Origin of the sequence: Variovorax sp. KK3, from assembly GCF_001984055.1 — a bacterium.
Taxonomy (GTDB): Bacteria; Pseudomonadota; Gammaproteobacteria; order Burkholderiales; family Burkholderiaceae_C; genus Variovorax.
This window is the reverse complement of record NZ_LYVO01000033.1, coordinates 1-17,115: the sequence shown is the minus strand read 5'-3', so window position 1 is coordinate 17,115 and position 17,115 is coordinate 1. Positions and strand designations below refer to the sequence as shown.

Below are 17,115 nucleotides of genomic sequence, written 5' to 3'. Positions count from 1 at the left end.
TCACAGGTTTTCACGATGAAGCGCACATTCCAGATCTACCGCTACGACCCGGACAAGGACGCCAAGCCCTACATGCAAACCGTGGAAGTCGAGCTCGACGGCCACGAGCGCATGCTGCTCGACGCCCTCATGAAGCTCAAGGCGCAAGACCCCACGCTGTCGTTCCGCCGCTCCTGCCGCGAAGGCGTCTGCGGCTCCGACGCGATGAACATCAACGGCAAGAACGGCCTGGCTTGCCTGACCAACATGCTCTCGCTCAAGGGCACGATCGTGTTGAAGCCGCTGCCCGGCCTGCCCGTGATCCGCGACCTGATCGTGGACATGACGCAGTTCTTCAAGCAGTACAACTCGATCAAGCCCTACCTGCAGAACGACACGGTGCCGCCCGAGAAGGAACGCCTGCAGTCGCCCGAGGAGCGTGACGAGCTCAACGGCTTGTACGAGTGCATCCTGTGCGCGAGCTGCTCGACCAGCTGCCCGAGCTTCTGGTGGAACCCCGACAAGTTCGTCGGCCCGGCCGGCCTGCTGCAGGCCTACCGCTTCATCGCCGACAGCCGCGATGAAGCCACCGCCGAACGCCTGGACAACCTCGAAGACCCGTACCGCCTGTTCCGCTGCCACACGATCATGAATTGCGTGGACGTGTGCCCGAAGAGCCTGAACCCCACCAAGGCGATCGGCAAGATCAAGGAACTGATGGTTCGCCGCGCGATCTAGCCCTTAAGTTCACACATCGCTCATGCAATCCGCAGCCGACCTCGACCAGCCCATCAGCGAACGCGCGCTGAGCAAGCTCAAGTGGCGTTGCCGGCGCGGCTTGCTCGAAAACGACCTCTTCATCGCCCGCTTCTTCGCGCGCTATGAAGAAGGTCTGACCTGCGGGCAGGCGCAGGCACTGGAGACATTGATGGACCTGTCGGACAACGATCTGCTCGACCTCCTCCTTCGCCGAAAGGAGCCCGAGCCCGGATGGGCCGGCGCCGAAGTGATTGAGCTGTTGCAGCTGATGCGTACCGAGGGCGCGCATCCCCTCCATTCCTGATCATTTTTTTGAAAGACACTCGCAATGAAAGCTTCCGACACCAAAGCCACCCTGTCGTTCAGCAACGGCGGACAGAGCGTCGAGATGCCGATCTACAAGGGCACGATGGGCCCCGACGTGATCGACATCCGCAAGCTCTACGCCCAGACCGGCATGTTCACGTATGACCCGGGCTTCATGTCGACGGCCTCGTGCGAATCGGCCATCACCTACATCGACGGCGACAAGGGCGAACTGCTCTACCGCGGCTACCCGATCGAGCAGCTGGCCACCAACTGCGACTTCCTGGAAACCTGCCACCTGCTGCTGTACGGCGAGCTGCCCAACGAAGAGCAGAAGGGCTCGTTCACCAAGCTCGTGACCAACCACACGATGGTCAACGAGCAGATGCAGTTCTTCCTGCGCGGCTTCCGCCGCGACGCGCATCCGATGGCCATCATGACCGGCCTGGTCGGCGCGCTGTCGGCCTTCTATCACGACAGCACGGACATCAACAATCCGAAGCACCGCGAGATCGCCGCGATCCGCCTGATCGCGAAGATGCCCACGCTCGTGGCCATGGCCTACAAGTACACCATCGGCCAGCCGTACATGTACCCGAAGAACGAGCTCAGCTACGCGGGCAACTTCCTGCACATGATGTTCGCGACACCGTGCGAGCCTTACAAGGTGAGCCCAGTCCTCGAACGCGCGCTCGACCGCATCTTCATCCTGCACGCCGACCACGAGCAGAACGCGTCGACCTCGACCGTGCGCCTGTGCGGCTCGTCGGGCACCAACCCCTTCGCGGCCATCGCTGCGGGCGTGGCCTGCCTGTGGGGCCCGGCACACGGCGGCGCCAACGAGGCGGCGCTGAACATGCTCTACGACATCCAGAAGGCTGGCGGCGTGGACAAGATCGGCGAGTTCATCAAGCAGGTCAAGGACAAGAACTCGAACGTCAAGCTGATGGGCTTCGGGCACCGTGTCTACAAGAACTACGACCCGCGCGCCAAGCTCATGCAGGAAACCTGCCGCGAGGTGCTGGGCGAGCTGGGCCTGGAAAACGACCCGCTGTTCAAGCTGGCCATGGCGCTGGAGAAGATCGCGCTCGAAGACGAATACTTCGTCTCGCGCAAGCTCTACCCCAACGTCGACTTCTACTCGGGCATCGTGCAGCGCGCGATCGGCATTCCGGTGCCGCTCTTCACCGCCATCTTCGCGCTCGCGCGCACGGTGGGCTGGATCGCCCAGCTCAACGAGATGATCGGCGACCCCGAGTACAAGATCGGCCGGCCGCGCCAGCTCTTCGAAGGCTCGCCGAAGCGCGACGTGCAACCGATCGGCAAGCGCTGATCGCCACCGGCGCTCATCCCATGAAGCTGCCCTCGGGCAGCTTTTTTGCGTTTTGGCTGACACGCGGCGCTTTCCGCGAGGCGCAATGTTCGTAGCACTTTTTAACGAAGGAGCCACACCATGAAGAAGCTTGTTGCACTCGTCGCTGTCGCATTCACCCTCGCCGTGCCTCTGTCGGGCTGCAACACCTGGAGAGGTGCTGGCCAGGACGTGCAGAAGGCGGGCGAAAAGATGGAAGACGCCGGAAAGAAGCGCCAGTAAGTCGAAGGCCGCAGGCGCACATCGCCTGCGGGCACGCTAGCCATCGCGCAACGCGATGGCTAGACAAATAAAACGGGGAGAAAATAGGGGCCTCCATCTCCATACGAGATGCCATCGCCCCACCATGATCTCCACCGAACGCAGCTTCGCTCGCCGCATCGACCTCACGTCGCTGCAGTTGTTCGTAGCCGTCTGCGAACTGGGGAGCATCGGTCGGGCCGCAGAGCGCGAGTTCATCGCCGCGTCGGCCATCAGCAAACGCCTGTCGGACCTCGAAGCCACGCTTGGCACGCCCCTTCTCTATCGTCATGCACGGGGCGTCGACCTCACGCCAGCCGGCGAGAGCCTTCTTCACCATGCCCGCTCGGTGCTCTACAGCCTCGAGAAGATGCAGGGCGAACTCAGCGAATACGCCGAAGGCGTGCGCGGCCATGTGCGCGTGCACGCCAACATTTCTGCAATCGTCCAATTCCTGCCCGAGGACCTGGGCGCCTTTACGCGCGAGCACGACGCCATCAAGATCGACCTCGAAGAGCACCTGAGCAGCGAGGTCGTGCGGGCCGTTCATGAAGGCGCCGCCGACCTGGGCATCTGCCACATGCCCGAGGGCGCGAACGAACTGCAGAGCCTGCTTTATCGGCACGACAGACTCGTGCTCATCGTTCCGAAAGGCCACCCGCTCGCGGACCTGCGTGCCGTCGACTTCGCGGAATCGCTGGCCTTCGACCACGTCGGGTTGCACACCAACAGCTCGATCTACGTCGCCATGCACCAGGCCGCGCAGGCAGCCGGCCGCAGCATCAAGCTGCGCATTCACGTCACCGGGCTCGACGCCATGTGCCGCATGATCGAAAACGGTCTGGGTGTGGGTGTCATGCCCTTGCGGGCCTTCGAGCTGATGCAGGGCGGCATCGGCCGTGGCCTGCGCACCGTGACCTTGCAGGACCCCTGGGCCGAGCGCCAGATCCGGCTGGTGGCACGCGATTTCTCCACGCTGCCGGTCGCGGCGCGCATGCTGGTCAAGCACCTGCAGGCGCCCGACGCGGCGGCCGATCCGCTGGCCGCCTGAGTCCGGACCGGCACACGATTTTCATCCCCACGAAAGAGACCATCACCATGGCACGCACGCTCTACGACAAGCTCTGGGACGAACACGTCGTCCACACCGAGGAAGACGGTACGTCCATCCTCTACATCGACCGCCACCTGGTTCACGAGGTGACCAGCCCGCAGGCCTTCGAAGGGCTGCGCGAAGCCGGGCGCAAGCTGTGGCGCATCAGCTCGGTGGTGGCCACCGCGGACCACAACACGCCGACCACGCATTGGGAGCGCGGCTACGACGGCATCGAAGACCCGATCAGCAAGGAGCAGATCACCACGCTGGACAGCAACATCAAGGAGTTCGGCGCCGCAGCCTTCTTCCCGTTTCTGAGCAAGCGCCAGGGCATCGTTCACGTGATCGGGCCCGAATCGGGCGCCACGCTGCCGGGCATGACCGTCGTGTGCGGCGATTCGCACACGTCCACGCACGGTGCCTTCGGCGCGCTGGCACACGGCATCGGCACCAGCGAAGTCGAGCACGTGATGGCCACGCAGACGCTGCTGGCCAAGAAGGCGAAAAACCTGCTCGTCAAGGTCGAGGGCAAGCTCGCGCCCGGCTGCACCGCGAAGGACATCGTGCTGGCCATCATCGGCCGCATCGGCACGGCCGGCGGCACGGGTTACACCATCGAGTTCGCTGGCTCGGCCATCCGCGACCTCACGATGGAAGGCCGCATGACCGTGTGCAACATGGCGATCGAGGCCGGTGCGCGCGCCGGCATGGTGGCCGTGGACGACAAGACGCTCGCCTACGTGAAGGGCCGGCCCATGGCGCCCACGGGCGTAGAGTGGGATCAGGCCGTCGAATACTGGAAGACGCTGCATTCCGACCCGGGCGCGCACTTTGACACGGTGGTCGAACTCGACGCCAACCAGATCAGGCCGCAAGTCACCTGGGGCACGTCCCCCGAGATGGTGGTGCCGGTCGATGGCCGCGTGCCCGACCCGGACAAGGAAAAAGACGCCAACAAGCGCGGCGCCATCGAGCGCGCTTTGAGCTACATGGGCCTGGAGCCGAACAAGCCCATGAACGACATCTTCATCGACAAGGTGTTCATCGGCTCCTGCACCAACAGCCGCATCGAGGACATGCGCGAGGCGGCCGCCGTGGTCAAGAAGCTCGGCCAGAAGGTGGCCAAGAACGTCAAGCTGGCCATGGTGGTGCCGGGATCGGGCGTGGTGAAGGAGCAGGCCGAGCGCGAGGGCCTGGACCAGATCTTCAAGGCGGCCGGCTTCGAATGGCGCGAACCCGGCTGCTCGATGTGCCTGGCGATGAATGCCGATCGCCTGGAGCCTGGCGAGCGCTGCGCTTCCACCAGCAACCGCAACTTCGAGGGCCGGCAGGGTGCCGGCGGCCGCACGCACCTCGTGAGCCCCGCCATGGCGGCGGCCGCCGCCGTGCATGGCCATTTCGTCGACGTTCGCCAGTTCGCCTGAGGCAAGAAGGAACCATCACCATGCAGAAATTCACCGTGCACAAGGGCCTCGTGGCACCCATGGACCGCGAGAACGTCGACACCGACGCGATCATTCCGAAGCAGTTCCTGAAGTCGATCCGCAAGACCGGCTTCGGCCCCAACCTGTTCGATGCCTGGCGCTACCTGGACCCGGGCGAACCCGGCCAGGACCCGGCATCGCGCAAGCCGAACCCCGACTTCGTGCTCAACCAGCCGCGCTACGCCGGCGCCTCCGTCCTGCTGGCACGCCAGAACTTCGGCTGCGGCTCCTCGCGCGAACATGCGCCGTGGGCGCTCGACCAGTACGGCTTTCGCGCCATCATCGCGCCGAGCTATGCGGACATCTTCTTCAACAACAGCTTCAAGAACGGGCTGCTGCCGATCGTGCTGCCCGAGGCCCAGGTGGCGCAGCTGTTCGACGAGACCTTCGCTTTCCCGGGCTACAGTCTGACGGTGGACCTGGAGCGCCAGGTCATCGTCAAGCCCGACGGCAGCGAGTTGGCCTTCGACGTGCAGCCCTTTCGCAAGTACTGCCTGATCAACGGGCTCGACGACATCGGGCTCACGCTGCGGCACAAGGACAAGATTCAGGCCTTCGAGGCCGAGCGGCTGGCCCGCAAGCCCTGGTTGACCCACCAGTTGGTTGCCTGAACACCATCATCTTTTTCAGCAGGACCTCATGAAAATCGCAGTTCTTCCCGGTGACGGTATCGGCACCGAAATCGTGGCCGAAGCCATCCGCGTGCTCGACACGCTGGATCTCAGCTTCGAGATGGAATCGGCACTCGTGGGCGGTGCGGCCTACGAGGCGCACGGCCATCCTTTGCCCGAGTCGACGCTCAAGCTGGCCAAGGAGGCCGACGCCGTGCTGTTCGGCGCGGTGGGCGACTGGAAATACGACCGGCTCGAGCGCTCGCTGCGTCCGGAGCAGGCCATCCTCGGCCTGCGCAAGAACCTGGGCCTGTTCGCGAATTTCCGTCCGGCAATCTGCTACGAACAACTGGTCGACGCCTCGAGCCTCAAGCCCGAGCTGATCGCCGGGCTGGACATCCTGATCATTCGCGAGCTGACCGGCGACATCTATTTCGGCCAGCCGCGCGGCCGCCGCAGCGCGCCGGACGGCCACTTTCCCGGCGCCGAAGAAGCCTTCGACACCATGCGCTACTCGCGTCCCGAGATCGAGCGCATCGCGCATGTGGCGTTCCAGGCGGCACGCAAGCGCAGCAAGCGTGTCACCAGCGTCGACAAGGCCAACGTGCTCGAGACCTTCCAGCTCTGGAAGGACGTGGTGACCGAGGTCAGCCAGCAATACCCCGACGTGGAACTCGACCACATGTACGTGGACAACGCTGCGATGCAATTGGTCAAGGCGCCGAAAAAGTTCGACGTGGTGGTCACGGGCAACATGTTCGGCGACATCCTGTCCGACGAGGCAGCCATGCTCACCGGATCGATCGGCATGCTGCCCTCGGCCTCGCTCAATGCCAGCAACCAGGGCCTGTACGAGCCCAGCCACGGCAGCGCTCCCGACATTGCGGGCAAAGGGGTTGCCAATCCTTTGGCTACAATCCTGTCCGCTGCCATGATGCTCCGCTTCTCCCTCAACCAACCCGAAGCTGCCGACCGTATCGAGTCGGCGGTCAAGCACGTGTTGGCGCAGGGCCTGCGGACGGCGGACATCTGGTCGGATGGAACGACCAAGGTCGGCACGCGCGAGATGGGCGACGCCGTGGTGGCAGCCATCACCAAAAAGACGATTACCGGCTAACCGCAGCCCGCTTCGTCATGCCCTTCCCCGGCTCCGACGAGCCGGGCGCAAAGAGAAAACGACTTTCTTCTTTCTTCACAAGGGCACACTGAAATGGCGAACGCAACTCAACCTTTGGTCGGTCTCGTCGGCTGGCGCGGCATGGTCGGCTCGGTCCTCATGGACCGCATGCAGGCCGAAGGCGACTTCCAGCTGATCGAGCCACTGTTCTTCTCCACCTCCAACGCTGGCGGCAAGGCCCCGGCCATGGCGAAGAACGAGACCACGTTGAAGGACGCGCACGACATCGAGGCGCTCAAGAAGTGCGACATCGTCGTCACCGCCCAGGGCGGCGACTACACGAGCGCGGTGTTCCCCAAGCTTCGCGCTGCCGGCTGGAACGGCCACTGGATCGACGCGGCTTCCACGCTGCGCATGAACGACGACGCGATCATCGTGCTCGACCCGGTCAACCTGCCGGTGATTCAAAACGCCCTGTCCAAGGGCGGCAAGAACTGGATCGGCGGCAATTGCACGGTGAGCTGCATGCTGATGGGCGTGGGCGCCCTCTACAAGGCCGGACTGGTCGAGTGGATGACCAGCATGACCTACCAGGCCGCCTCGGGCGGCGGCGCGCAGCACATGCGCGAGCTGCTCACCCAGTTCGGCACGCTCAACGGCGAGGTTCGCGCCCTGCTGGACGACCCGAAGTCCGCCATTCTTGAAATCGACCGCAAGGTGCTGTCGCGCCAGCAGGCGCTGAGCGCTTCCGAAACGGCCAACTTCGGCGTGCCGCTGGGCGGCAGCCTGATCCCCTGGATCGACAAGGACCTGGGCGAAGGCGTCAGCAAGGAAGAGTGGAAGGCCGGTGCCGAGACCAACAAGATCCTCGGCCAGGGCGCGGGGTTCGGCACTGCTGCCACGCCGGTCGATGGCTTCTGCGTGCGGGTCGGAGCCATGCGCTGCCACAGCCAGGCCCTGACCTTCAAGCTCAAGAAGGACGTGCCGCTGGCCGACGTCGAGGCGTTGATCGCCGAAGACAACGCCTGGGTCAAGGTGGTGCCGAACAACCGCGAAGCCACGATGCGCGACCTGACGCCGGTCACGGTGACGGGCACCATGAACATCCCCGTGGGCCGCCTGCGCAAGCTCGCGATGGGGCCCGAATACCTGGGTGCATTCACGATCGGCGACCAGTTGCTCTGGGGTGCGGCCGAGCCTCTGCGCCGCATGCTGCGCATCCTGCTCGAGGCTTGAAGCAGCTTCGGGACGCCCGAAAGGCGTCTCGCGTTGCGGTACTGCAACGCAGAATGGGCGCCGAAGTTGGTGCGTACTGGGTAGATAAGGCTTGTCGCCTTGTCAGTGCGGGATGATGATGTTAACGTCCTCTTACACTTTCGGGCGAGATTTGCCCCTACCAGCATGACACGACACCCGTTGCCAGAGGCCCGACTCCCGGCCACCTGTCCGTCCCTGCGCCTGCCAGCCCTCGGCAGGCTCTCTGTTCTCAGCACGGCGGTCGCCTTGGGATTGGGGCTTGTCAGCATCGACGCTTCGGCGCTCACGCTCGGTCGGCTCAACGTGCAGTCGGCTCTGGGCGAGCCCTTGCGGGCCGAGATCGACGTATCGGAAATCGCGCCAGGTGAAGCCGACGGCCTCCGTGTCAGCATCGCTTCTTCAGAGGCATTCAATGCCGCTGGCGTGCCCTACAACTCGGTGCTCGGCGATGTGCGGACCAGCCTGCAGCGCCGCGCCGACGGGCGCTACGTGGTGCGGCTCACCAGCAATCGCCTGCTGAGCGAGCCCTTCATCGACCTGTTGATCGAGGCCAACTGGAACGCCGGTCGCGTGGTGCGCGACTACACGGTGCTGCTCGATCCTCCCCGCGCCCGGACAGCGCAGGCCGCCCCGCCGATCGCGCCGATCGCACCCCAACTCAGTCCGCCGCCAGTCCAGCGTGTCGCCCCCGAAATCGCTGCGGCGCCGCAACGCCGCCAAGCGCCCGCCGTCGCCGTGGCGCCGCCCGTCGCGCCGCCAGCACCAGCAGCAGCCCGCGTCGCACCGGCACCCGCGGGGGGTGGCGGCCAGCAGGTCACCGTTCAGCCGGGCGATACGGCGGGCCGCATCGCCGCCGCCAACAAGCCGGCCGACGTCTCTCTCGATCAGATGCTGGTGGCGCTGCTGCGCGCTAATCCCAACGCCTTCATCAACGGCAACGTCAACCGCATCAAGGCCGGTTCGGTGCTCGAAGTGCCGAGTGCCGCCCAGGCCACCACCGTCCCGACGGACGAGGCCCGCCGCACCGTCGTCGCGCAGAGCCGCGACTTCGGCAGCTACCGCCGCCGCCTGGCCGAGAACGCGCCGACCTCGCAAGTCGCCGAGGCCGACCGGCAGGCCAAGGGCAGGCTGCAAGCCAACGTCGAAGACCGCAATGCGGCCAACGCGACTTCCGACCGCCTCCGCGTTACGCAAGGCGGCGCCGCCCGGCAGGGTGAAGAGCAGGCAGCCCGCAATCGCCAGGCGCAAAACGACAGCACCCGCGTCGCCGAACTGTCGAAGAACATCGAGGAGCTGAACAGACTGCAAAGCGCCACCGGTACACCGCCGGCCGGCGCGCCGGCACCGGCGGCAACCACGCCCGCGGCGGCTGCACCTGCAGCCACTGCTCCAGCAGCGGGCTCGCCTGCCCCTGCAGGCGCTCCACCTTCGGCTGCGCCTCCCGCCGTGCCGGCTGCGACGACACCGGCCACCGCGGCGCCGGCAACCGCAGCGCCAGCAACTGCGCCGTCGGCAACGGCGCCGGCGTCTACGCCCGCTCCGACGGCTGCACCGGCCACGCCCGGTGCACCTGCAATTGCGGCCAAAGCACCTGCGCCCGCTGCCGCGCCGCCCGAACGTGGTTTGTTCGACGAACTGCTCGACAACCCGCTGGTGCTCGGTGCCGCCGCGCTGATCGCCTTGCTGATCGGCTTCTTGCTCTACCGCGTGCTCGGCCGCAAGCAGAAGGATGCGGGCGAAAGCGTGTTCCTCGAAAGCCGCATTCCCAAGGATTCCTTCTTCGGCGCCAGCGGCGGCGAGTCGGTGGACACCAAGAACCGCGGCAATTCCATCGTTTCGTCCTTGTCCTATTCGCCGAGCCAGCTCGACGCGGGCGACGTCGACCCGGTGGCCGAGGCCGACGTCTACCTCGCCTATGGCCGCGACCTTCAGGCCGAAGAGATTCTTCGCGAAGCGCTGCGCGTCAATCCGGAGCGCACGGCCATCCACCTCAAGCTGCTCGAGATCCACGCCAAGCGACGCGATCTGCGCGCCTTCGAAGCGTTGGCCACGGACGTCCACAAGCTGACCGGCGGTACCGGCAGCGACTGGGGCCGGGTCGCCGAAATGGGCAAGGAACTCGACCCGGGCAATCCGCTGTATGAATCGGGCAGCCGGAGCAACGTGACGGCAGCAGAAGAAGCCGCATTCGCCGGCACCCTTGCCGCAGCCAGCGCCTCAGCCTCCGCGCAGGTCGACACCGCACCGGTTCCCTTCGAGATCACTGCGCCGGCGCCTGCGCCGGCGCCTGCACCGGCGCCGCCGCCGGCCTTCGTGCCGTCGGTCGCACCGCTGGATTTCGACCTGGACCTGACCAAGCCCCCGGTCCCGGCGAAGCCACCGGCTGCGGTCGGCGCGACCTTGCCGCCCACGCAGATCCAGGTGCCGTCGCTGAATGCCCACCAGGCCGCCGCATCGGGTGTCAAGAACGGCAGCCATTCCGGTCCTACGGCGGCACCGCGCCTGGATCTGAACAACGACTTCGACACCGCGCCGGCTGCGCTCGACGCCACCACCGTGCGCGCCCCGCTGTCCAGGGACGACGACATGACGCAGCCGGTCACGGTGCGCGCCGGTCTGCCCAACGATTCCGGTTTCATCGAGTTCGACATGAGCGGCATGGCGGGCCTGCGTGCCCCCGCCGACACCGAGCGCGCCCGCCTGGAATCGCTGCCCGAACACGGCGAGAACCCACACGCCATCAAGTTGTCGCTGGCGCGCGAACTGAAGGCGCTGGGCGATGTCGAAGGCGCTCGCTCGCTGGTCGAAGAAGTGGCCGCGGAAGGCTCGGGCGAGATCAAGGCGGAAGCCAAGCAATTGCTCGGCGAGCTGCGCTGATCACCATGCTGGCGCCGATGTTCCGGTGAGGCTGGCCCTCGGCATCCGCTACAACGGCCAGGCCTACGAAGGGTGGCAGAGCCAGTCCTCGGGCCGAACGGTGCAGGACAAGTTGGAGCATGCGCTCGAACGGTTCGCCGCCCAGCCCATTTCCACGCTGTGCGCAGGCCGCACCGACACCGGCGTCCACGCGCTGATGCAGGTGGTGCATTTCGACACCACGGTCGACCGAACCGCTTTCTCCTGGATGCGCGGCACCAACCGCTACCTGCCCAACGACATCGCCGTGCAATGGGCGCAGCCGGTCCCCGATTCGTTTCATTGCCGGGCCAGCGCGCTGACGCGGCGCTACCTTTACGTGCTCTCGCAGTCGCCGGTGCGACCGAGCCTGGACGCCGGCCGCGTCGGCTGGTCGATGTATCCGCTCGATGGTGACGCCATGAAGGCTGCGGCAGCGCTGCTCGTAGGCCGGCACGATTTCAGCTCTTTCCGCGCATCGGCGTGCCAAGCGCTCTCGCCGGTGAAGGAAGTCCGCCGCATCGAGATCACCCGCCGCGGCGAGTCCGATCGCTGCCGCTGGCACTTCGAATTCGAGGCCGACGCTTTCCTGCACCACATGATCCGCAACATCATGGGTTGCCTGGTTCGCATCGGCCACGGCAAAGCCTCGCCCGAATGGATGCTCGAAGTGCTGGAAGCGCGCAGCCGCCTCGTCGCGGCGCCGACCTTCTCGCCGAATGGGCTTTATTTCGTGGGTCCGCTGTACGACGCCGGCTGGGGGCTTCCGCCCGAGGCCACATTGCACGCCGAGGGTGCTGCGTATGATGGCCCGCCATGACTCACGCTGCCCGGACGCGCATCAAGATTTGCGGACTGACGCGCGAGCAGGATGTGGACGCCGCAGTGCTCGCCGGGGCCGATGCCGTGGGCTTCGTGCTGTATCCGCCCAGCCCGCGCGCAGTGAGCGCCGAACGCGCGCGGCAGTTGGCGGAGCGCCTGCCCCCCTTCGTCACACCGGTGCTGCTGTTCGTCAACGAGCCGGCGGCGGTTGTACAGGCTGCGCTGCGCGGCGTGCCCGGCGGCATGGCCCAGTTCCATGGTGATGAGTCGCCGGCGCACTGCTGGGAAGCCAGCGGGCAAGGCGCCCACCGATACATGCGGGCAGCCCGCATTCCGCTGGATGCCACCGCAGCGGACTTCGACCTCGTAAAATACGCCTCCGATTACTCCCGCGCCCAGGCCATCCTGCTCGACGCCCATGTCGACGGCTATGGCGGTAGCGGCAAGGCATTCAATTGGTCACTTCTTCCAACCGCCGTCGACGCTCACCTCGTCTTGAGTGGTGGGCTCGCACCTGCAAACGTGGGCGATGGCATTCGCCGGTTGCGCACGGCCGCAAAGTCGCTGGCCGTTGACGTGAGCTCCGGCGTCGAGGCCTCCAAGGGCATCAAGGACGCCGTGAAGATCCGCGAATTCGTGGCCGCCGTACGAGCGGCCGATGCAGAGGCCTAGCGCGTCGCCCGGTTCGATCGTCCGGCGCGGCCGCTTACCGATCGACACCATGAACACCTACGACCAACCCGACGCCAGCGGCCATTTCGGCATCTATGGCGGCACCTTCGCCAGCGAGACGCTGACGCTCGCGATCAACGAACTGCGCGAGGCCTACGCCAAATACAAGGACGACCCCGAGTTCCTCGCCGAATTCCGCCACGAGCTGGCCCATTTCGTGGGCCGCCCCTCGCCCATCTACCACGCGGCGCGCATGAGCCGCGAGATGGGCGGCGCCCAGATCTACCTGAAGCGCGAAGACCTGAACCACACCGGCGCGCACAAGGTGAACAACACCATCGGGCAGGCCATGCTCGCCCGTCGCATGGGCAAGCCGCGCGTCATCGCCGAAACCGGCGCCGGCCAGCACGGCGTGGCCACGGCCACCATCTGTGCGCGCTACGGACTGGAATGCGTGGTCTACATGGGCAGCCAGGACGTCAAGCGCCAAAGCCCCAACGTCTACCGCATGAACCTGCTGGGCGCGACCGTGGTACCGGTGGAGTCCGGCAGCAAGACCCTGAAGGACGCGCTCAACGAAGCCATGCGCGACTGGGTCACCAACGTCGAGAACACCTTCTACATCATCGGCACGGTGGCCGGCCCGCATCCCTATCCGATGATGGTGCGCGACTTCCAGCGCGTGATCGGCGACGAATGCATCGCGCAGATGCCCGCCATGCTGGCTGCGCAAGGCATCACCGGCGAGGCCGAGGGCCGGCAGCCCGATGTCGTGGTCGCCTGCGTGGGCGGCGGCAGCAACGCCATCGGCATATTCCACCCCTATATCCCCTTCGCCGGCACGCGCCTGGTCGGTGTGGAGGCGGCCGGAGAAGGCCTGGACAGTGGCAAGCACGCGGCGTCGATCCTGCGCGGCAGCCCCGGCGTACTGCACGGCAACCGCACCTACCTGCTGCAGAACGACGACGGCCAAGTCACCGAAACTCACAGCATCAGCGCCGGGCTCGACTACCCCGGCGTGGGCCCCGAACACGCCTACCTGGCCGACATCGGGCGCGCCGAGTACGTGGGCATCACCGACGCCGAGGCGCTCGAAGCCTTTCACTACCTGTGCCGAAGCGAAGGCATCATTCCGGCGCTCGAATCGAGCCATGCGGTGGCCTACGCGATGAAGATCGCCAAGACGATGCGTGCCGACCAGTCGATCCTGGTCAACCTCTCGGGCCGCGGCGACAAGGACATCGGCACCGTGGCCGACCTGTCGGGCGTGGACTTTTACGACCGGCCGTCGATGCGCGGCCTGAGCGTGAAGGGAGGCCGCGCATGAGCCGTATCGCCGCCACCTTCGAGCGCCTTCGCGCGCATGGCCGCAGGGCGCTCATCCCCTACGTCACCGCCGGCTTTCCCTACGCCGACATCACGCCCGAGCTGATGCACGGCATGGTCGAGGCCGGTGCCGACGTGATCGAACTCGGCGTGCCGTTCTCCGACCCCATGGCCGACGGACCGGTGATCCAAGCAGCCGGCGAGGCTGCGCTGGCGTTCGGCGTCGGCATGAAGCAGGTGCTGGCCATGGTAAGCACGTTTCGGCAGGAGGACGATGCCACGCCGGTGGTCCTCATGGGCTACGCCAATCCGGTCGAGCGCTACGACGGCGTGCACGGCAAGGGCAGCTTCATCCGCGACGCGGCCGCGGCCGGTGTCGACGGCGTGCTCGTGGTCGACTATCCGCCCGAGGAATGCGAAGACTTCGCGGCGGCATTGCAGGCGCATGGCATCGACCTGATCTTCCTGCTCGCGCCGACCAGCACTGCGGAACGCATGGCACAGGTGGGGCGTATCGCGGCAGGCTACGTCTACTATGTTTCCCTCAAAGGCGTGACCGGCGCGGGCCACCTCGACACCGAAGCCGTGGGCCGCATGATCCCCAAGATCCGCGAGCACGTGCAGTTGCCCGTGGGCGTGGGCTTCGGCATCCGCGATGCACGCACGGCCCAGGCCGTGGGATCGACCGCCGACGCGGTGGTGATCGGCACGCGCATCATCCAGCTGATCGACGGTCAGCCGCGCGAGCAGGTGGTGCCGCTGGTGCGGGAGTTCCTGGCCGAGATCCGGCAGGCGCTCGATGCCCTGCCGGCCGCCACGGCCAAGAACGCGGCTGGCCGATAATCGGTCGTATCGCCCTCACCCCAGCCCCTCTCCCGCCCGCGGGCGAGGGGAGCTAATTGTCTCGAAGGCATCCTTCGCGAGAACGTCGAATTGGAGATTCCATGAGCTGGCTCGAAAAACTGCTTCCGCCCAAGATTGCCCCCAGCGACCCCAGCGAGCGCCGCCAGATGCCCGAAGGCCTCTGGATCAAGTGCCCGAGCTGCGACACCGTGCTCTACAAGACGGACCTCGAGCACAACCAGAACGTGTGCCCGAGTTGCAGCCACCACCACCGCATCGGCGCGCGTGCCCGGCTCGACGCCTTCCTCGACGCCGAGGGCCGCTACGAAGTGGGCCAGGAAGTCCTGCCGGTCGACGCCCTGAAGTTCAAGGACAGCCGCAAGTACCCCGAGCGGCTCAAGGAAGCGCTCGAGAACACCGGCGAAACCGATGCGCTGGTCGTGATGGGCGGCTCCGTCCACAGCATCAACGTGGTGGTCGCCTGCTTCGAATTCGACTTCATGGGCGGCAGCATGGGCAGCGTGGTCGGCGAGCGCTTCGTGCGCGGCGTCGAGACCGCCATCGAGCAGAAGGTGCCCTTCATCTGCTTCACCGCCACCGGCGGCGCCCGCATGCAGGAAGGTCTGCTGTCTCTGATGCAGATGGCCAAGACCAACGCCTCGCTCACCCGACTGGCCAAGAAGGGCCTGCCCTACATCAGCGTGCTGACCGACCCGACCATGGGCGGCGTGAGCGCCGGGTTCGCCTTCGTCGGCGACGTGGTGATCGCGGAACCGAAAGCGCTGATCGGCTTTGCCGGCCCGCGCGTCATCGAATCCACCGTGCGCGTGACCTTGCCCGAGGGCTTTCAGCGGGCCGAGTTCCTGCAGACCAAGGGCGCGATCGATTTCATCTGCGACCGGCGCGAGCTGCGCAAGACCGTGGCCAACACCCTGGCGATGCTGCTGCGCCAGCCGGCCGACGCGGTGATCTGAAAAAGACCTGGCGCGGCCGCCGGGCCTAGCGGCCCATGCCGAAGGCCGCGCCCATCAGGTTGCCGAGCACGATGGCGCCGACTTGGAGCAACACGATGGCCGCCAGCGCCGACAGGTCGACGCCGCCCACCAGCGGGATGAAGCGGCGCAACGGGCGCACCAATGGCTCGGCCAGCCGGGCGATCAGGTCCTGCAGCATCGACGATGCGCTCGGCACCCACGAAAGAATGGCGTAGACGATCAGCAAAGCGGTGAGGCCCGACACCGCGAGCTGCATGAGCCCGATCAGCGACACCAGCGGCAAGATGGCCCAGCGCCCGAGCGCACCCATCAGCGTCCACAGCAGCAGAAACTTGAACATCACCAGCAGCCAGGCAGCGATGGCACTGGCCAGGTCCCAGCGCTTGACGGAGGGCACGATGCGCCGCAGCGGCAGCACGATCCAGTCGGTGACGGCGAACACGAAGCGACCCAGCGGATTTCCGAAGGGCACACGGTGGTACTGCATGTACAGACGCAGCAGGCAGGCGCCGCCGAGAAGGCCGACGATCACGTCGAGCAGAAACGAAGGGATCTGGTAGAGCATGAGGGCGCTGTCGTGAACGGAATGCGATGATAGCCACGCCAGGTCTCACGATGACGACTCAACCCCTCACTCAACCGCTGCCCTTGTTCCCCCTCGGCACGGTGCTGTTTCCCGGCGGCTTCCTGCCGTTGCGCATCTTCGAAGTGCGTTACCTGGACCTGATCGGCAAATGCCACAAGGCAGCACTGCCCTTCGGGGTTGTCAGCCTCACGCAGGGCGGCGAAGTCCGGCGCGCCGGCGCCGATGCCGAGCGATTCGCCGGGGTCGGCACGCTGGCCGCGATCCGCACTTTCGAGGTGCCCCAGGCCGGGCTGATGCAGATCGAATGCGAGGGCACGCAGCGCTTCCGACTGCATTCCAGCGAACTGCAGAAGAACGGCCTGTGGCTCGCGCAGGTCGAGATGCTGCCCGACGACATCGACGTGGCCGTGCCCGAGGATCTCGAGCCCACGGCCGTCGCCTTGCGCCGACTGGTCAACACGCTCGAAGAGCGTCGCCGCATGGAGGACAGCGAGCAGGTTCGCCTGCCCATCCAGCCCCCTTACCGCTTCGACGATTGCGGCTGGGTCGCCAATCGCTGGTGCGAGTTGCTGCCTGTGCCGCCGCCGCTCAAGCAGCGCTTGATGGAGTTGGACAGCCCCTTGATGCGCCTCGAATTGGTCGGCGACCTGCTGGCGCGAACCGGCATCGCAACCTAGCTCGCGCAACCTGGGCGGCAGGACACCGCGGGCTAAAATGCCCGGTTGCGCGCGAGCGCCCGTGCCTCCTTATTGCCC

The 17,115-nt window shown here is 66.1% G+C and carries 17 protein-coding genes; 16 read left to right on the top strand and 1 reads right to left on the bottom strand.

From position 1 onward, the window contains the following. Positions 1 to 15: 15 nt before the first annotated feature. The 15 genes from B0W80_RS17175 (at position 16) to accD (ending at position 15,753) form a co-directional block, all read left to right on the top strand. On the top strand, positions 16 to 717 hold the full coding sequence (locus tag B0W80_RS17175; RefSeq protein WP_077000384.1) for a succinate dehydrogenase iron-sulfur subunit: 702 nt from the start codon (positions 16 to 18) through the stop codon (positions 715 to 717). A 22-nt stretch (positions 718 to 739) separates the two neighbouring features. Continuing rightward, positions 740 to 1,042: a succinate dehydrogenase assembly factor 2 gene (locus tag B0W80_RS17170; protein WP_077000383.1), complete on the top strand. Its 303-nt coding sequence runs from the start codon at positions 740 to 742 to the stop codon at positions 1,040 to 1,042. Between the two features lie 24 nt (positions 1,043 to 1,066). Beyond that, positions 1,067 to 2,377: a citrate synthase gene (gltA, locus tag B0W80_RS17165; protein WP_077000382.1), complete on the top strand. Its 1,311-nt coding sequence runs from the start codon at positions 1,067 to 1,069 to the stop codon at positions 2,375 to 2,377. 120 nt (positions 2,378 to 2,497) lie between these two features. Next, complete coding sequence (locus tag B0W80_RS17160) at positions 2,498 to 2,638, top strand: entericidin A/B family lipoprotein (RefSeq protein ID WP_077000381.1); 141 nt, start codon at positions 2,498 to 2,500, stop codon at positions 2,636 to 2,638. Positions 2,639 to 2,762: 124 nt separating this feature from the next. Beyond that, positions 2,763 to 3,707, top strand: coding sequence for a LysR family transcriptional regulator (locus B0W80_RS17155; RefSeq protein WP_077000380.1), 945 nt, complete (start codon positions 2,763 to 2,765; stop codon positions 3,705 to 3,707). A 47-nt stretch (positions 3,708 to 3,754) separates the two neighbouring features. After that, a complete protein-coding gene (leuC, locus tag B0W80_RS17150) occupies positions 3,755 to 5,176 on the top strand; it encodes a 3-isopropylmalate dehydratase large subunit (protein WP_077000379.1) in 1,422 nt (473 codons plus the stop codon). Positions 5,177 to 5,196: 20 nt separating this feature from the next. Continuing rightward, the gene (leuD, locus tag B0W80_RS17145) at positions 5,197 to 5,847 is read left to right on the top strand and encodes a 3-isopropylmalate dehydratase small subunit (protein ID WP_077000378.1); all 651 of its coding nucleotides are present in this window, start codon (positions 5,197 to 5,199) and stop codon (positions 5,845 to 5,847) included. Positions 5,848 to 5,875: 28 nt separating this feature from the next. Continuing rightward, positions 5,876 to 6,964 (top strand): 3-isopropylmalate dehydrogenase, encoded by a 1,089-nt coding sequence (leuB, locus tag B0W80_RS17140; protein WP_077000377.1) that lies wholly within the window; start codon positions 5,876 to 5,878, stop codon positions 6,962 to 6,964. Positions 6,965 to 7,057: 93 nt separating this feature from the next. Continuing rightward, positions 7,058 to 8,200, top strand: coding sequence for an aspartate-semialdehyde dehydrogenase (gene asd, locus B0W80_RS17135; protein ID WP_077000376.1), 1,143 nt, complete (start codon positions 7,058 to 7,060; stop codon positions 8,198 to 8,200). Between the two features lie 105 nt (positions 8,201 to 8,305). Further along, positions 8,306 to 11,098 carry a FimV/HubP family polar landmark protein gene (locus B0W80_RS17130; RefSeq protein ID WP_306171862.1) on the top strand — a complete coding sequence of 931 codons (2,793 nt, stop codon included), beginning with the start codon at positions 8,306 to 8,308 and terminating at the stop codon, positions 11,096 to 11,098. A 25-nt stretch (positions 11,099 to 11,123) separates the two neighbouring features. Next, the gene (gene truA / locus B0W80_RS17125) at positions 11,124 to 11,936 is read left to right on the top strand and encodes a tRNA pseudouridine(38-40) synthase TruA (protein WP_077000374.1); all 813 of its coding nucleotides are present in this window, start codon (positions 11,124 to 11,126) and stop codon (positions 11,934 to 11,936) included. Continuing rightward, a complete protein-coding gene (locus B0W80_RS17120) occupies positions 11,933 to 12,610 on the top strand; it encodes a phosphoribosylanthranilate isomerase (RefSeq protein WP_077000373.1) in 678 nt (225 codons plus the stop codon). The genes truA and B0W80_RS17120 overlap by 4 nt, the downstream gene beginning before the upstream one ends. A 49-nt stretch (positions 12,611 to 12,659) precedes the next feature. Next, positions 12,660 to 13,937 (top strand): tryptophan synthase subunit beta, encoded by a 1,278-nt coding sequence (gene trpB / locus B0W80_RS17115; protein ID WP_077000372.1) that lies wholly within the window; start codon positions 12,660 to 12,662, stop codon positions 13,935 to 13,937. Then, positions 13,934 to 14,779 (top strand): tryptophan synthase subunit alpha, encoded by an 846-nt coding sequence (gene trpA / locus B0W80_RS17110; RefSeq protein WP_077000371.1) that lies wholly within the window; start codon positions 13,934 to 13,936, stop codon positions 14,777 to 14,779. Before trpB ends, trpA begins: the two co-directional genes overlap by 4 nt. A 101-nt stretch (positions 14,780 to 14,880) precedes the next feature. Further along, a complete protein-coding gene (gene accD, locus B0W80_RS17105; RefSeq protein ID WP_077000370.1) occupies positions 14,881 to 15,753 on the top strand; it encodes an acetyl-CoA carboxylase, carboxyltransferase subunit beta in 873 nt (290 codons plus the stop codon). Positions 15,754 to 15,778: 25 nt separating this feature from the next. On the opposite strand, the gene B0W80_RS17100 is transcribed toward accD, so the two are convergent. Continuing rightward, the gene (locus B0W80_RS17100) at positions 15,779 to 16,339 is read right to left on the bottom strand and encodes a YggT family protein (protein ID WP_077000369.1); all 561 of its coding nucleotides are present in this window, start codon (positions 16,337 to 16,339) and stop codon (positions 15,779 to 15,781) included. Positions 16,340 to 16,389: 50 nt separating this feature from the next. On the opposite strand from B0W80_RS17100, the gene B0W80_RS17095 reads away from it, so the two are divergent. Further along, positions 16,390 to 17,037 carry an LON peptidase substrate-binding domain-containing protein gene (locus B0W80_RS17095; protein WP_256856603.1) on the top strand — a complete coding sequence of 216 codons (648 nt, stop codon included), beginning with the start codon at positions 16,390 to 16,392 and terminating at the stop codon, positions 17,035 to 17,037. Positions 17,038 to 17,115: the final 78 nt, after the last annotated feature.

Coding starts and splice junctions, on each gene's coding strand:
- B0W80_RS17175 (WP_077000384.1), top strand. CDS start 16: ATGAAGCGCACATTCCAGATCTACCGCTACGACCCGGACAAGGACGCC.
- B0W80_RS17170 (WP_077000383.1), top strand. CDS start 740: ATGCAATCCGCAGCCGACCTCGACCAGCCCATCAGCGAACGCGCGCTG.
- gltA (WP_077000382.1), top strand. CDS start 1,067: ATGAAAGCTTCCGACACCAAAGCCACCCTGTCGTTCAGCAACGGCGGA.
- B0W80_RS17160 (WP_077000381.1), top strand. CDS start 2,498: ATGAAGAAGCTTGTTGCACTCGTCGCTGTCGCATTCACCCTCGCCGTG.
- B0W80_RS17155 (WP_077000380.1), top strand. CDS start 2,763: ATGATCTCCACCGAACGCAGCTTCGCTCGCCGCATCGACCTCACGTCG.
- leuC (WP_077000379.1), top strand. CDS start 3,755: ATGGCACGCACGCTCTACGACAAGCTCTGGGACGAACACGTCGTCCAC.
- leuD (WP_077000378.1), top strand. CDS start 5,197: ATGCAGAAATTCACCGTGCACAAGGGCCTCGTGGCACCCATGGACCGC.
- leuB (WP_077000377.1), top strand. CDS start 5,876: ATGAAAATCGCAGTTCTTCCCGGTGACGGTATCGGCACCGAAATCGTG.
- asd (WP_077000376.1), top strand. CDS start 7,058: ATGGCGAACGCAACTCAACCTTTGGTCGGTCTCGTCGGCTGGCGCGGC.
- B0W80_RS17120 (WP_077000373.1), top strand. CDS start 11,933: ATGACTCACGCTGCCCGGACGCGCATCAAGATTTGCGGACTGACGCGC.
- trpB (WP_077000372.1), top strand. CDS start 12,660: ATGAACACCTACGACCAACCCGACGCCAGCGGCCATTTCGGCATCTAT.
- trpA (WP_077000371.1), top strand. CDS start 13,934: ATGAGCCGTATCGCCGCCACCTTCGAGCGCCTTCGCGCGCATGGCCGC.
- accD (WP_077000370.1), top strand. CDS start 14,881: ATGAGCTGGCTCGAAAAACTGCTTCCGCCCAAGATTGCCCCCAGCGAC.
- B0W80_RS17100 (WP_077000369.1), bottom strand. CDS start 16,339: ATGCTCTACCAGATCCCTTCGTTTCTGCTCGACGTGATCGTCGGCCTT.
- B0W80_RS17095 (WP_256856603.1), top strand. CDS start 16,390: ATGACGACTCAACCCCTCACTCAACCGCTGCCCTTGTTCCCCCTCGGC.